Below are 15,051 nucleotides of genomic sequence, written 5' to 3' on the forward strand. Positions count from 1 at the left end.
CAATTTCTCTATTTTATTTTATTTACCACACCAGTTTTGTGAAATCAGCAAATGCCTTCAAATCTTTATCGATCGCTGCCAAAAGTGCCAATCGATTGTTTTTGACTTGTTCGTCCTCTGCCATAACCATCACTGAGTCGAAAAATTCAGTAATCACATTACGAATCTGTCCTAAGAATTGTAGAGCCTTGTGCCCATCTCGTTGATTCAAGGCGTTATGATATCCTTCGACAATCGATTGCCAACCTTTATAAAGTTCTTTTTCCCCTTGTTCTTGAAGAAGAGCTTCATCGATTTCGAATTGTTCTGCTTTGGCACCTAAGTTGCTCACACGGTTAAAGGATTCAACCGTCACCTTGAAATCCTCTTGATTATTTACGGCTTCCATCAATGCTTCACCTCGTGAAACTACAGAGGCAATATCATCAAAGTCTGCCGAGATCACCGCATCTACAATATCATAACGTAAGTTCTCTGAAAGAAGCTTCTTCACTCGAAGTCCAAAGAACTCAACTATAGTTGTACGCACTTCAGTAGCAGAAAGTTTCATTTCACGAAGGTTTTCATGAACATCAAGTGCAATGTTGAGCATCTCTGAGAGCGAAATCTGTAGTTTTTGAGCCAACATAATCTGTACAATACCCTGGGCTTGACGACGAAGTGCATAGGGATCTTGAGAACCTGTCGGGATGATGCCTATAGAGAAACAACCAACAATCGTATCGATTTTGTCAGCAATACTAACTAGTGCTCCTACGATCGATTCCGGTGTATTATCTCCAGCAAAGCGTGGTTGATAATGTTGGAAGACAGCCTTCGCTACTTCCTCCTTCTCACCCGCTCTTCGAGCATAGTCTTCACCCATCACGCCTTGTAATTCAGGGAACTCATAAACCATTTGAGTAACTAGATCAAACTTACAAATTTCAGCAGCACGTGACACTGCATCTGCATGTTCTGGAGAAATGTGTAGTGCGGATGATAAACCTTCTGCAATACGACCAGTTCTACGGACTTTATCAGCAATAGATCCTAATTCTTCTTGGAATACAATATTTTCAAGTTTCAACAAAGCATCCTTAATGTGTAACTTCTGGTCTTCTTCGTAGAAGAATTTCGCATCTGATAAACGTGCGCGTAATACCTTCTCATTTCCTTTGGCAATAATATCCAAAGAGGTATTATTCCCATTACGTACCGTAACGAAGAAGGGTAGTAATTGATCTTGATCATTCAGTACTGGGAAGTAGCGCTGATGCTCCCTCATAGAAGTGATTAACACGTCTTGTGGAATTTCCAAAAAGGAAGGATCAAACGTTCCAAATAACACCGTAGGTGTCTCAACAAGGAATAATACTTCTTCAAGCAGATCATCTTTGACTGCAATTTTCCATTGTTTCTCTTCTGCAAGAGCTTTAATCTGTTCTTCTATCATGTTTTTCCGTTCTTCTATACATGCAATTACGGACTGGCTTCGAAGTACATCCAAGTACACGGAAGGTTCGGCAACAACAGCCTCTTCACCTAAGAATCTATGGCCACGAGTTATATTACCCGATTTCACTCCTGTAATATCGAGGTCAATAACATCGGTTCCAAATAGTGCGATAAGCCACCGAATCGGACGAACGAACTTAAATTCATAAGCGCTCCATCGCATATTCTTTGGAAAAGTCATCGAAGAAAGGATGTTCAACAAGGCTTCTGAAAGAATAGATGAAGTCTCTACTCCTAAACTGCTCTTAGTTGCATATATATATTCAACACCGTTTAACTCTTGGAATGTGAACTGTTCAGGATCAACACCTTGACTCCGTGCGAATCCCAACGCTGCTTTGCTCCAATTACCACTTGCGTCTTGAGCTATTTTACGAGATGGGCCCTTAACTTCTTCCTCAATATCCTCTTGTTTCTCTGCCACACCTTCCACGAGCACCGCTAACCGACGTGGTGTTGCATAGGCATGCACTTGTCCATGTGAGATTCTTGATTGCTCCAACCATTTAATCATACGCTCTTCCAACTGTTCTACAGCAGCACGTATAAACCGAGCAGGAACTTCTTCCAATCCAATTTCAAATAATAAGTCTTTAGCCACGTTAAACGTCTCCTTTCTTACAGAGCGGGAAGCCTAATTTCTCGCGTTCTATTAAATAAGAGGCAGCCACTTGGCGAGCCAAGTTTCTTACACGCATGATGTAACCTGTTCGTTCTGTTACGCTAATGGCTCCACGAGCATCGAGCAAGTTAAACGTATGGGAACATTTCAATACATAGTCATACGCTGGGAACACTAAAAATTTCTCCATTGCTTTATTAGCTTCTTCTTCATACATATTGAATAACGTGAATAACATCTGCACATCAGACACTTCAAAGGTGTACTTAGAATGTTCTACTTCTGCTTGGTGAAACACATCACCATATGTAATGCCATTTACCCATTCAAGGTCAAATACATTTTCTTTATTCTGAATATAAGATGCTAGACGTTCCATACCGTATGTTATTTCTACAGCAACAGGACTTGCATCAATACCCCCAACCTGTTGGAAATACGTGAATTGGGTCACTTCCATACCATCAAGCCATACTTCCCAACCTAGACCCCATGCTCCCAATGTTGGTGCTTCCCAGTTGTCTTCAACGAATCTAATATCATGCTGTAATGGGTCAATACCCAGCTGCTTTAAGCTCTCCAAATAAATTTCCTGAATATTATCAGGGGAAGGTTTAAGAACAACCTGGAATTGGTGATGCTGATAAAGCCGGTTTGGATTCTCTCCATAACGTCCATCGCTTGGGCGACGAGACGGTTCTACATAAGCTACATTCCATGGTTCAGGACCGATTGAATGTAGATAAGTCATAGGGTTCATGGTCCCTGCACCTTTTTCCGTGTCATACGGCTGGACGATAATACAGTTATGATCTGCCCAGAACTGCTGTAGCGTTAGAATCATCTTTTGAAAATTCATATTGCTTCGCTCCTTTACTCATTTTCATTACTTTCATTTTACCATTCTGTACAGCAAAAAGCCCTCGTTCCTACGCCTGGCCTGCTGCACAGACATAGGGACGAGAGCTTTTCCCGCGGTTCCACCCTACTTGATTATGCTTAAGAAACAACACAATCCACTTTTTATCATTCATTCATGCTCCCGAGTTGCCTTTCACGATTTCCTTTCGTTGAGCTTCCACCATCCCCAACTCGCTAAGTCCAGAAATTAAATCGCTACTATCTCGATCAATGCATGACAATATTAAATATAATCTTATAATATACTAATAGATATTGTCCCATTCGTCAAATTTCATATTTATCCATTTGATCAAGGAAATTTCTGGACTTTAAATTTACACCTAACTGCATATCGATAAATGACCTCATTATCATTTTTAATTCCAGCTTGGTTTCTTGCTTCACATCAATATTCCCAAGTTTTCTTAGATCTAATCGTTCGAATAACCGCAATAATTTTAGAGCACGAGGTGTAATTTTCATTGCTTGTGGATCAAGATGACGACAATACTTACATAATACCCCACCAAGTCGAGGACTGATCAGTAGGTCATCATCCGCTCGTGATTCTCCACAAGAGATACAGGTATTCAACTCTGGTGCATAACCCGCAGTCTGTAACATTTTCATTTCATATACGTTGAGTATGATTCCAGGATCTTTTCCTTCTTCCAAAGCAACAAGACAAGCTTTTAACTGATGAAACCAGAAGCTTCCTGTCTCCTCATCTAGGAGAATTCGATCAAGTAACTCACAGGCATATGACGCATAAGCTGCCATATAAAGATCTCCACGTAATCGATAATGGGATTCTGTAATTTCGCCTGCATTTAAAGTACCTAGCCCCGTACCATTTCGAAAAAAAATATACTCACCTATTGTAAATAGCTGCGTTAAAGCAGCATGTCGGCTCTTTACCTTCTTTGCGCCACGAACAAGCACTCCTATTTTCCCCGTGTTTTCGGTGCAAAGCGTAATGATTTTGTTCCCCTCACCGTAGTCCATGCTGCGGATGACAATCCCTTCCACCCTGTAAAGCATGCATCTTCCCCCAACCATTCACGGAGCAGCCAATCATTCGTTCTCTTCATAATCAACCATCTCTTCCACCACAATATCTGTTGCAAACACTTGATTTGGAGTGCCACCTGCTTCTTTAAATAACAAATAAGCATCAACATCTCCAGTCATCGCAAAATACTTCCACGAAAAATCTCGCATACGTATTCATCCTTTCCTTGGGAAATGCATCTGCATCTTCAATAATAGGATGTGCGTTGTACGATGATATATGTGTTGCAATTCCTGCCAACCGATATTAAGTATTAACTTTCGCGGTGAAATCCTAGATCACGAAGAACTCGATCTTGATTGCGCCAATCTTTTTTAACTTTAACCCATATTTCTAAGAAGATTTTGGACCCTAATAAGTTCTGGATATCATGACGTGCTAATTGTCCAATTTCTTTCAACATGGCTCCTTGCTTCCCAATAATGATACCCTTCTGTGAGCTTCTTTCTACAAAGATAACAGCACCGATATGTACCACACCATTGTCTTGTACTTTCATATCCTCAATCATTACCGCGATGGAGTGAGGAATCTCTTCTCTTGTTAAATGGAGTATTTTCTCACGAATCAATTCCGCACAAACGAATTGCTCAGGGTGATCTGTGATCTGATCTGCAGGATAATACTGAGGTCCCTCAGGTAAATACTTTTCCAATTCCTTCAACAAGGTACTGACATTATTTCCATTCTTCGCAGATACAGGGATAATCTCAGCAAAATCATAGAGCTTACGGTACCCCTCAATAAGAGGTAGTAATGCTTGTGGCTCAATCCGGTCAATTTTGTTTAGTACAAGAATAATTGGAGTACGGACATTCTTAAGTTGCTCCACAATGTAACGATCACCGCCACCCATTCCTTCAGAAGCATCCACTAGGAACAAGACAGCCTCTACTTCACCTAGTGTATTCAGTGCAGTCTGATTCATGAGGTCACCAAGCTTAGATTGACGTTTGTGTATTCCAGGTGTATCTAGAAATACAATCTGGTTATGATCCGTTGTGTATACGCCATGGATTTTGTTGCGTGTAGTCTGTGGTTTGTCTGACATGATCGCAATCTTCTGTCCAATCACTTGATTCATTAACGTTGATTTACCTACATTAGGTCTTCCAACGATTCCTACGAAACCTGATTTAAATTTTGCCATTTACTTGTTGTCCCCCTAAAAATGGTACTCTGTACTTTTAATTATCATTCGATTATTTACTGACATTGTCTAGATCCGATGGACCAAAAGAATCTGGTAATAACTCACGAACGCTCGTTTCGCGAATATCACCTTTTAAATTACCTAGTATAACTAGCATGTCCAGTCCACACAGTTCTACCATCACTTGACGGCAGACACCACATGGTGCAACAGGCCCTTCTGTATCTGCAACAACGGCTATAGCCTTGAAGCTACGCGCTTGATGACCGTTCGCTATAGCACTGAACATCGCTGTTCGTTCAGCACAGTTTGTAGGACTATAAGCAGCATTCTCAATATTACATCCATGATGTACCTGTCCATCGCTGTCCAATAATGCAGCACCTACACCAAAGTGTGAGTATGGGATATATGCTTTTTCTCGAGCTTTCATAGCTTCTTTAAGCAATGTTGCTGAATCCATGTGACACCTCCTAAAAGTTTTTGAGCGTTCCCTCTTGTTATACTCCGAAAAAACTACTTCGAAAGCATCTACCTAGTTTTTGAGCGTTACCTCATGTTTATACTCCGAAAAAACTCACTTCGAAAGCATCTACTTAGTTTTTGAACGTTCCCTCGATATATGTTATCCCCCAAACAACTCCACAAGGGGTCTGTAGAATACCACAATACCTACAACTACTGCAAAAGCCGCAGTAAGAAGCACAGCTCCTGCGGCAGTATCTTTGGCAGCCTTAGCCAAAGGACGAATATCCAGAGATACGAGATCTACAACAGCTTCCAGAGCTGTATTAAACATCTCCGCAGTGATCACTAAGGTAATAGCAAGAAGCAGAAACAACCATCGCATAGGCGATACCTGTAAAACAGCAGCAGCTATAATAACAATTAGGGCAGCAACCCCATGTACCTTCATGTTTCTCTGAGTAGTCATCGCATATTTAATACCTTCCGACGCATAACCAAATGAGGATAGGAAGGATTTCTTTACCATTATCGATTCAACCCCACTTGAACCAGAACAGCCTCTTGTTTACCCATCATTTCATCTTCAGCAGCTTGATCTTGGTGATCGTAACCAAGCAAGTGCAGAAATCCATGAACAAACAAAAACCCAATTTCGCGTTCTAGGGAATGACCGAACTCTTCACTTTGAAGTTTGGCACGGGGAATTGAAATGATAATATCACCCAACACCTCAGGAACTTCTTCCATTTTCTCTCCCTCTTCTAATGCATAGACAATTTCAAGCTCATCATCTATCGTATCATTCATCGCAAAAGAAAGTACATCTGTAGGTCGATCAATCCCGCGGTAGTCACGATTCAATTCATGGATCTGTTCATCATCCACAAATGTAAGGGCAACCTCTCCATCCATTACGCCTTCAGCTTCTCCCGCCTTCTGTAGTGCAGATTCAAGCAAAGTAATTAAAGATTCCTGAATTTCATATTCCGACTGCTCGTTACTCCAAGCCAGTTGTAGACTCATATATTAAACGCCCTTTCTGTTATCTTCTTCAGATATCTTCGTAGTCTTCTTTATTTCTTCGGGGTATTCAATTCTAGAGTGGAATATTCCCATGACGCTTTCTTTCAACGTTTTACTGATAATATCCAGTTCCTTTAACGTCAGGTCACACTCATTAAACTGATGATCATCCATCCGACTCTTAATTATTTTCTCTATCATAGTCTCAACCTGCTCGACCGTAGGATTCCGCAAAGAACGTACTGCAGCCTCGACACTATCAGCAATACCTACGATAGCAGATTCTTTAGATTGGGCTTTAGGACCAGGATAACGGAAATCAAACTCCGTAAATTCAGGCTCTATACCTTGTTCTTCTGCTTTCTTCAGTGCTTTGTGATAAAAGAAATGTAGGAACGTCGTTCCATGATGCTGTTCTGCAATATCCCGAATCAGCTTCGGTAACTTATAATCTTTTAACATCTCTACACCATCTCTAGCATGCGCAATGATAATCGATTTGCTGAGCTTCGGATCTAGTGAATCATGGGGATTCTCCATATGGTTCTGATTCTCAATGAAATAGCTAGGTCTCTTTGTTTTCCCAATATCATGGTAGTATGAACCAACTCTACATAACAGTCCATTCGCACCAATAGCCTCTGCAGCAGCTTCCGAGAGATTCCCCACCATCACACTATGATGATAAGTACCCGGAGTCTCAGTTAGCAACTTACGTAATAAAGGGTGGTTAGGATTAGATAGTTCAACTAGCTTCAATGCGGATAGAATTCCGAACGTTGCTTCAAAAAATGGCATTAGCCCTATGACCAATACTGCTGTTAGCAACCCACCAGCAAATGCAAAGGCTATCGTGTATAGCGTTTGGATCTGACTCCATTCCTTGCCATCGATTAAGATCATAACAAATACAAGAATGGAACCAACCAAACTTGCCATGATCCCACCTTTTAGTAAGGTAGAACGTTGACTTGCCTTATGAATTGCCGAAATAGCAACGTAAGAAACGGTCATCGTAAAGAATCCAAAATGAAAATCAAATATTTCTCCTTGATTAACATTTAATATCACACTTGCCAATATACTAAATATCATAGTGCAAAAGAAAGCAAGAGACATATCCATAAGCAATGACACTAAAATTGCACCTAGTGCTACTGGAGCAATATAACCAATATAGGGATGGACACTATTTTGTACTATACTTACCAGATTCATGGACAGAACCGTAATAGCAAAAATAAGGCCAAGCATAAGAAGCTGTGAATTATTATATTTATATTTATTCGTGTTCATACTAGATTGACGAATAAACATATGTAGTCCAGCTACCAACAATAGGGATAACATCAATAACCCTAGCTGTGGCCAATAGTTAACCTCGTTCTTAAGTAACTTATTATCGTCTAATAGAGCGTATAGCTCTTCCGTAATAAGCTGCCCTTTGCTCACTAGTACGTCACCCTGGTTAATAAAAACTGTATTTGTATCCTCTCGAGCTTGTACTTGAGCTTCTTTGGTCTCTTCCTCATCGTAAAATTTATTTGCCGTGAGCGTCAACCGTGCAATTTCTTGGACGACTTCACGAGGTATACGATTACTTAGAGAGCTTGTACTAACGGCTTCCGCCACTTTAGCTCTAACGGTCTGCGCATCCACTACCTGATCATTACTTAACTTAGAAACAATCTCACGAGCTACGGGCTTCATCGCTTGAATATCTTCACTTGTAAGACGAGGCATCTTAATAAACGTCTCATCTGGAATGCGATAGACTTGTTCACTAATGACCCGTACCATTTCGTTTAATAGATTATCGGAATAGGCGCCTGAGCTTCGGCTACTGTTCACGAAGTTCTGAACAAAGTCTTCTGCTCTTTGTGGAATTTCTTGCCGATAGATTGCAACTTTATCCTGATTCGAAACCTGATCATCTTGGTTAAGTCGATCTATTCGATCCAAAATTTGAAGTACTAATGTATCATTTCGAAGCGGAATAATATTATAAATCGGTTGTACTTGCTCGGCTGCCTTTTCTTGCGCCTTTAACGTTGCTTTGCTGTTGGGAATTTGCCCCTGTGCTATTATTTCCTTTTCACTATAAGAACCGAGCCGTATATCATAGCGTTGAGGTAATATTTTGGGTGCAAGTGTAAAGTAAATTAACACAACTATAAATAAAAACAGAGTATAGCGTGTCAACACGCTATACTTGTAGCTTGCATTTTTGTATAAAAATGATTTGCCAGATGGCGTTTCCTTCGAGTCCATAGAGTTAATCCCCTCTATCCTTGATTTTCTGCAGCTCGATCGTAGGCAACAATGATTTTTTGGACTAATGAATGACGTACAACATCTTGTTCTGAGAAATAAACAAAACCGATCTCATCAATCGAGCTTAGTATAGTATTAGCTTCAACTAGACCAGATTTCTTGCCTCTTGGCAAGTCAATCTGTGTAACGTCACCTGTTATGACCATCTTCGAGCCGAATCCGAGTCGAGTCAGGAACATTTTCATTTGTTCAGGTGTTGTATTCTGAGCTTCATCTAGAATGATAAATGCATCGTCAAGTGTTCGACCACGCATATATGCCAGCGGTGCAATTTCAATAAGTCCACGTTCTAAGGCTTTCGCAGTCTGGTCAGGTCCCATTACATCAAATAAAGCATCGTATAGTGGGCGTAGATATGGATCTACTTTCTCCTGTAAATCACCTGGTAAGAACCCTAAGTTCTCCCCTGCTTCCACAGCTGGTCGAGTCAGAACAATTCGCTTAACTGATCCTTCTTTTAATGCAGCAACCGCTAATACAACAGCTAAATATGTCTTCCCCGTCCCCGCAGGACCAATCGCAAACACAATATCTCGTTTCTTAATCGTCGTCACATAATGCTTTTGACCAATCGTTTTGACCCGTATAGGTTTTCCACGGAAGGTTGTAGTTATTTCACCCTTAAACAAATCTAATAACTGATCTGCTCTAAAGTCCTTTGCTAAATCTATAGCATAACTCACATCGCGTTCCGTTAAAACGTAACCGTTGCGTACTAATTGTAATAGCACATCGAATAACTGTTCCAGCATTTGGACCTCTCGGTCCCCACCACGTATTGTAATTTCGGCTTCACGCGAATCAATATTTGCGGGAATTTCTGCCTCGATCATTTTAAGAAAAATATCCTGTGGACCAAATACAGCTAGTCCTTCTCCTGCGCTCTGAAATGACATCTTTATACTGTGTATATTCTCTGACAAATAGCCTCATTCTCCTTGGTTATATACTATAGGTAACTCTTCAGCAATTTTTTCCTCTACTTCAAAAAGAACCTTCATATAAACTTTACCATTCTCTTTCTTCTCATGCAAAATTTTTCGACTAATAATTTGTGAATCATTTCCGTATTTCGCTATAATATCACGGATTGCGCCTTCAATTCCTTGTTTTTTTGCTTCTTCTATTGTGATTTCTTCACTTCGTTCTTCAATCTCCATCACATGTTCCGTCATCCAACCCATAGGTAATTTCGTTGATCTCCAAGATAGAGGATCTTGTTCTGTGACAACTTCATATTTAGCGTATGGAACTTTACCATATCCCCATAATTGGATGCCACGGTTGCCTAGGACAAGATAACTCTTATCCTTACTTTCCCCAGTGTATACTTTATGCTTCTGAACAGTGGGTACCTCAATGGTATACTCATGCCATACTAGCCCCATTACATCCCCTTTGGCAACAACAGATTGAGAATTCTCAGTATCTCCTAATAACCCGGAGATCAAGACCTGTCCCTTTTTAACACGACTGTTCTTCGCAACCAAAGGTCGACCTTGTTCTGCATAAATACTAGTGATCACAGCATCTGTCCTGCTAATTAAGTGTCTTGGACTGAGAAGTGGCTTCGTCTCTGGAAGAGCGGACTCAACGACTTGAATTGTAATTGTAGTCCCTTTACGATCGACTCCAACCCATGCTGTTCCTGGTAATTTTCTATTCATTTGCTGTGAGAGCTCGTCCAAATGTTGCAACCGACCAACCCATTGTAGCGGGTATATTCCCTCTTGCTTAGCTACAAGTAACACATCATCCGTAGCAATTCTAACATTTCCGACCACTTTGACATCCCATATTAGAGACGACAAGAGAAACAGAATGGCGAAAAAGGCAACGATTCCCACTGCAAAAAACTTACGTTTCTTTAACTTTAACATCTCAAAGGGGAAACCTATCCTTTTATTTACATGCGCACGGCAGCCTGTCCGCTTCAAGATAGGGCGGAGAGCATAGAAGTCTGACAATAGCACCTTCATATCAGCAGTCTGTAATGGAGTTGGTTTAACATCCCACACCGGAATGCCCATCTGGGTCAAGGTATTAATAAAAGATTCCAGATGTCCATTCCTAACTGTAATTTCGACATATCCACGCCAGTAGACTAATGTTGGAATTTTCAATGACTCTCCTCCGTTTCTATGTATTTTATATGGGTAACCGTTCCTTCTATTAGCACTTCCTTAGGTAAAATAGAACGAATCACAAGCTCTGATCCCTCTATCTCAAGCGATCCCTGACTAAGGGAAAGAATCAACTTCTCAGGTGAGAAATGAATGACCCCATTATGATTTTCAATAAACAGTTCTTTGTTACCGACCAAGGTTAACCGTGGTAGATTAAACACAATATCCTGGGGCAAATCTAGTTTTTCATATGTCCAATTTCGAAGTTTACGGCTGATCCGGGTCATACGAAGGTCTTCCCCCTTCCTGTACTCTAAACCATATGCGGGGAACACTATTTTTATGAAAGCAATTCCTCGTGGATACGTTAAAAAAGACTGCAATTACCGAGGGAACTGAAAAAGTCCATACATTGTCATGTATAATATCGTCGTTCCAAAAGATAACATGATGCTTCGAATCATAACTGGTTCACCATCCCTTTGTTATGCCTGGATAATGGTCGGATTGCTGTGCCACCTATAAATGTTCAAACATATTGCTCTTTACAGGAGCACAGTAGGGGTTATACGAGCTCATCTTTACACTTACATGTGTAGTGTTCAAATCCCTACAGAATGGCAGGGAGACGGCAGGAGAGCCTTTGAATTGATATCTAAACACAACAAAACCCAACCTTTAGTGAACAAGGTTGGGTTTTGTTGTGTTCTTTATGACAATCACCAAATCTATCTCATTTAAGATTTGCGATGATTATACGAACGTTTAGCACGTGGAGGTCCTAATATCTCTGACCAAATAATACCGTTTGCGGCTTGACGTGATATGTCTGAAGCATATGAGCGCTTCGATTCCTCATCAGAGTTATCATAAGCATTCCACTCTGTCGAGGTAGGCGCCGAGATTTTATCCAGAGCAGCGGTGACACGATCAATGTCCTTTTGCATGTCATCATTTCGACTCTGCATCGAATCCTCATACATCTGAGAGACGCCTTCACCACTCACATCGTATTCAGGGATATCCATCACATTACGACTATCCGATTCATGTAGCGTCGGCTGCATATTCCTTGGGGTGTAAACTTCCTGTTGGTTACGATTCTCCGTTTCCATTCTTTCGTTGGAATCATCGTTATCTTGAGAAGGTCTAGGTCGCAATGAACGTTCGGCTCCCCCTCCAAATGTAGGCATATTACTAGGGCTCTCATTTGATTTCGTTTTCCCTTTGTTCATTACCGCAGATATAATCCCAAATGCGACAACAACAAGTGGCCAAATATATTCCATGGGATACATCATCCCTTACATATTATTTTTTGGGATTGTTCGGACTATCTCCATTTTCTCCCATTTTACCAAGCGATCCTCTCATTTGAGTGTCCGCTTCGATATTCTTATAGTTCATATAGTCCATAACTCCAAGTTGTCCTGAACGTAACGCTTCTGCCATTGCTAGAGGAACATCGGATTCAGACTCCACAACTTTCGCTCTCATCTCTATAACGCGAGCCTTCATTTCCTGTTCTTGTGCTACTGCCATTGCGCGACGTTCTTCCGCCTTAGCTTGGGCAATCCGTTTATCAGCCTCAGCTTGTTCTGTCTGCAGATAAGCACCAATATTCTTACCTACATCCACATCTGCAATATCTATGGATAAGATTTCAAATGCCGTTCCTGCATCTAGCCCTTTTGAAAGAACGGTACGTGAGATCATATCTGGATTCTCTAAGACATCTTTATGAGAATCACTCGAACCAACCGTAGTTACAATACCTTCACCAACACGGGCAATAATTGTTTCTTCACCCGCACCACCAACCAATCGGTCGATATTCGCACGTACAGTAACACGCGCTTTAACTTTTACTTCAATTCCGTTTCTAGCTACTGCAGCTACAATCGGGGTCTCAATTACACGTGGATTAACACTCATCTGAACCGCTTGAAGCACATCGCGACCCGCTAAGTCGATAGCTGCTGCACGTTCGAATTCCAATGGAATGTTCGCACGTTGTGCTGCAATCAGTGCATTAACTACACGGTCTACATTACCACCAGCGAGATAATGGCTTTCCAATTGATTAATATCAAGTCCTAGACCCGCTTTGGTAGCTTTGATCATAGGATTTACAATTCTGCTTGGTGTTACACGACGAAGTCTCATCGCAACGAGTGTAATGATACTAATACGCACTCCCGATGATAGTGCTGCAATCCATAGCATTACAGGAAAAAAGCTAAAGAATACACTTAACACAATGATTGCGACTACCACAATCAACAAAATAGGAATTAATGTTGCGTCCATAGATTACTTATCCCCCAAGATTCATATTTATCACATAGCCATTGGCTATGATATGACACGATACTAAATTATTTCCCAATAGCTTTAACAACAATACGTGACCCTTCTACCTTTACCACACAAATCGCCGTATTGTTTGCAATAAACTCACCATCTGTGACGACGTCAACCCGTTCACCCTCAATCATAACCATTCCAGCTGGTCGTAACGGGGTGACACTGATACCTTCTTTAGCTAGCAAGTTATCTTTGCTTAAAACAGGTATATAACCCTTCTCTTTCGTTAAGGAGTCACTGAGAATAAATCGATTCCACACGCCACGTTTCTTGAAGACGATAGCCACGATAATGATAACTATCAATGCGCACACACTAGCAACTCCCAGTGATAACGCCACATGGGATGTACTATAAGCAGCGCGTACCACACCAACAATGAGACTGGCAGATCCAAGCAAACCTAGAATTCCGAAGCTTGGTACGAACAACTCAAGAACCAACATAATAATCCCAACGATAAAGAGTACCCATGTCTCAGACCCAGCAAATCCTGCAACATAATTACCAAAGAAATAAAGGACAAACCCTATGATGCCCAGAATACCAGGCACTCCGAATCCAGGAACAATGATTTCTATAATGACGCCAGCTATTCCCATAAACAGAAGTAAAGCCATTACCATCGGACTCGTCAAAAATTCAGCAAGTTTCTCTGCACCTGATTGCTCAACATGAAATATATCATCCGTTGAGTAACCCATCCAAGATACGACTTCTTCCGTCGTTGTAGCAATTGTATCTGCATAGCCAACTTTCAACGCCTGTTCGCTAGTCAGTGAGATAATCTCGCCTTTTTCCTTGGTATCGTTAATTTTGGGCATCTCAACAACCATATTGACATCTGTCATCCCTTGAGCAATCTTAGGATTACGCTTACTAACCTCAGCTGCACCAGACATCAGTGATTTCCAGTACGCCACTAATTTAGGATCCTCGATTCGTTTCCCTGTAATACCGTCGACTAACGCAGCAGCACCGATCATACTTCCAGGAGCCATCGCTATTTTATTGGCATTTAACGCGATGTAACTTCCTGCCGAAGCAGCATCCCCATGAATATATGCGACCGTAGGAATTTTACTGTTTCGTATAATATCAACAATATTATGAGCAGTATCTATTCTTCCTCCAGGCGTGTTAATCTCCAATACAATAAGGGACGCATCCATTTCTGTCGCTTCTTTGAAGCCTCGCTCCATGAATTTCTGAAGCCCTCTTTCAATATCTTGATCAACAGGAATGATGTATACCGAACCGGATTTGGGCTCTGAAGTCGATACAGACGTTGCTAGTACGGTTTCACCTAAAACAGGAAGAATCAGTGATATAACTAGTAGATTCAAGACAAAAAGAGAACATATTTTTTTAATTTTATTCAAATAATTCCCTCCTTTCCTTCATAATCAAAACCAAATTTTCCCCATATTATGTACTAAACTTATAAGTCTTACTACGTTCTACCCCTAAAGAGGTTTCAAAAAAA

14 protein-coding genes and 1 pseudogene are annotated in these 15,051 nt (G+C 40.9%); all 15 read right to left on the reverse strand.

Annotated elements, in window-relative coordinates; genetic code table 11:
- Positions 1-22: 22 nt before the first annotated feature.
- Complete coding sequence (gene glyS, locus AC1D7X_RS02665; RefSeq protein ID WP_495474601.1) at positions 23-2,098, reverse strand: glycine--tRNA ligase subunit beta; 2,076 nt, start codon at positions 2,096-2,098, stop codon at positions 23-25.
- A 1-nt stretch (position 2,099) separates the two neighbouring features.
- Positions 2,100-2,978 carry a glycine--tRNA ligase subunit alpha gene (glyQ, locus tag AC1D7X_RS02670; RefSeq protein ID WP_495474602.1) on the reverse strand — a complete coding sequence of 293 codons (879 nt, stop codon included), beginning with the start codon at positions 2,976-2,978 and terminating at the stop codon, positions 2,100-2,102.
- A 329-nt stretch (positions 2,979-3,307) separates the two neighbouring features.
- On the reverse strand, positions 3,308-4,063 hold the full coding sequence (recO, locus tag AC1D7X_RS02675) for a DNA repair protein RecO (protein WP_495454186.1): 756 nt from the start codon (positions 4,061-4,063) through the stop codon (positions 3,308-3,310).
- A gap of 33 nt (positions 4,064-4,096) precedes the next feature.
- A complete protein-coding gene (locus tag AC1D7X_RS02680; protein WP_495454185.1) occupies positions 4,097-4,243 on the reverse strand; it encodes a YqzL family protein in 147 nt (48 codons plus the stop codon).
- A 104-nt stretch (positions 4,244-4,347) separates the two neighbouring features.
- Entirely contained in the window at positions 4,348-5,244 is an 897-nt protein-coding gene (gene era, locus AC1D7X_RS02685) for a GTPase Era (protein ID WP_495454184.1), read from the reverse strand.
- Between the two features lie 52 nt (positions 5,245-5,296).
- A pseudogene (locus AC1D7X_RS02690) lies at positions 5,297-5,713 on the reverse strand (cytidine deaminase); the annotation flags it as partial.
- A gap of 159 nt (positions 5,714-5,872) precedes the next feature.
- Positions 5,873-6,241, reverse strand: coding sequence for a diacylglycerol kinase family protein (locus tag AC1D7X_RS02695; RefSeq protein ID WP_495454183.1), 369 nt, complete (start codon positions 6,239-6,241; stop codon positions 5,873-5,875).
- Entirely contained in the window at positions 6,241-6,738 is a 498-nt protein-coding gene (ybeY, locus tag AC1D7X_RS02700) for an rRNA maturation RNase YbeY (protein ID WP_495454182.1), read from the reverse strand. The genes AC1D7X_RS02695 and ybeY overlap by 1 nt, the downstream gene beginning before the upstream one ends.
- A 3-nt stretch (positions 6,739-6,741) precedes the next feature.
- Positions 6,742-9,009 carry an HD family phosphohydrolase gene (locus tag AC1D7X_RS02705; RefSeq protein ID WP_495474603.1) on the reverse strand — a complete coding sequence of 756 codons (2,268 nt, stop codon included), beginning with the start codon at positions 9,007-9,009 and terminating at the stop codon, positions 6,742-6,744.
- Positions 9,010-9,023: 14 nt separating this feature from the next.
- Positions 9,024-9,968 carry a PhoH family protein gene (locus AC1D7X_RS02710; protein WP_495454180.1) on the reverse strand — a complete coding sequence of 315 codons (945 nt, stop codon included), beginning with the start codon at positions 9,966-9,968 and terminating at the stop codon, positions 9,024-9,026.
- A gap of 33 nt (positions 9,969-10,001) precedes the next feature.
- The gene (gene yqfD, locus AC1D7X_RS02715) at positions 10,002-11,195 is read right to left on the reverse strand and encodes a sporulation protein YqfD (RefSeq protein WP_495454179.1); all 1,194 of its coding nucleotides are present in this window, start codon (positions 11,193-11,195) and stop codon (positions 10,002-10,004) included.
- On the reverse strand, positions 11,192-11,485 hold the full coding sequence (yqfC, locus tag AC1D7X_RS02720; protein ID WP_495454178.1) for a sporulation protein YqfC: 294 nt from the start codon (positions 11,483-11,485) through the stop codon (positions 11,192-11,194). The genes yqfD and yqfC overlap by 4 nt, the downstream gene beginning before the upstream one ends.
- Before the next feature lie 450 nt (positions 11,486-11,935).
- Positions 11,936-12,487 (reverse strand): YqfB family membrane protein, encoded by a 552-nt coding sequence (locus tag AC1D7X_RS02725; RefSeq protein ID WP_495454177.1) that lies wholly within the window; start codon positions 12,485-12,487, stop codon positions 11,936-11,938.
- Positions 12,488-12,509: 22 nt separating this feature from the next.
- Positions 12,510-13,508: a flotillin-like protein FloA gene (gene floA / locus AC1D7X_RS02730; RefSeq protein ID WP_495454176.1), complete on the reverse strand. Its 999-nt coding sequence runs from the start codon at positions 13,506-13,508 to the stop codon at positions 12,510-12,512.
- Between the two features lie 68 nt (positions 13,509-13,576).
- A complete protein-coding gene (locus AC1D7X_RS02735) occupies positions 13,577-14,947 on the reverse strand; it encodes an NfeD family protein (RefSeq protein WP_495474604.1) in 1,371 nt (456 codons plus the stop codon).
- Positions 14,948-15,051: the final 104 nt, after the last annotated feature.

Source organism: Paenibacillus sp. Y568, assembly GCF_059445545.1.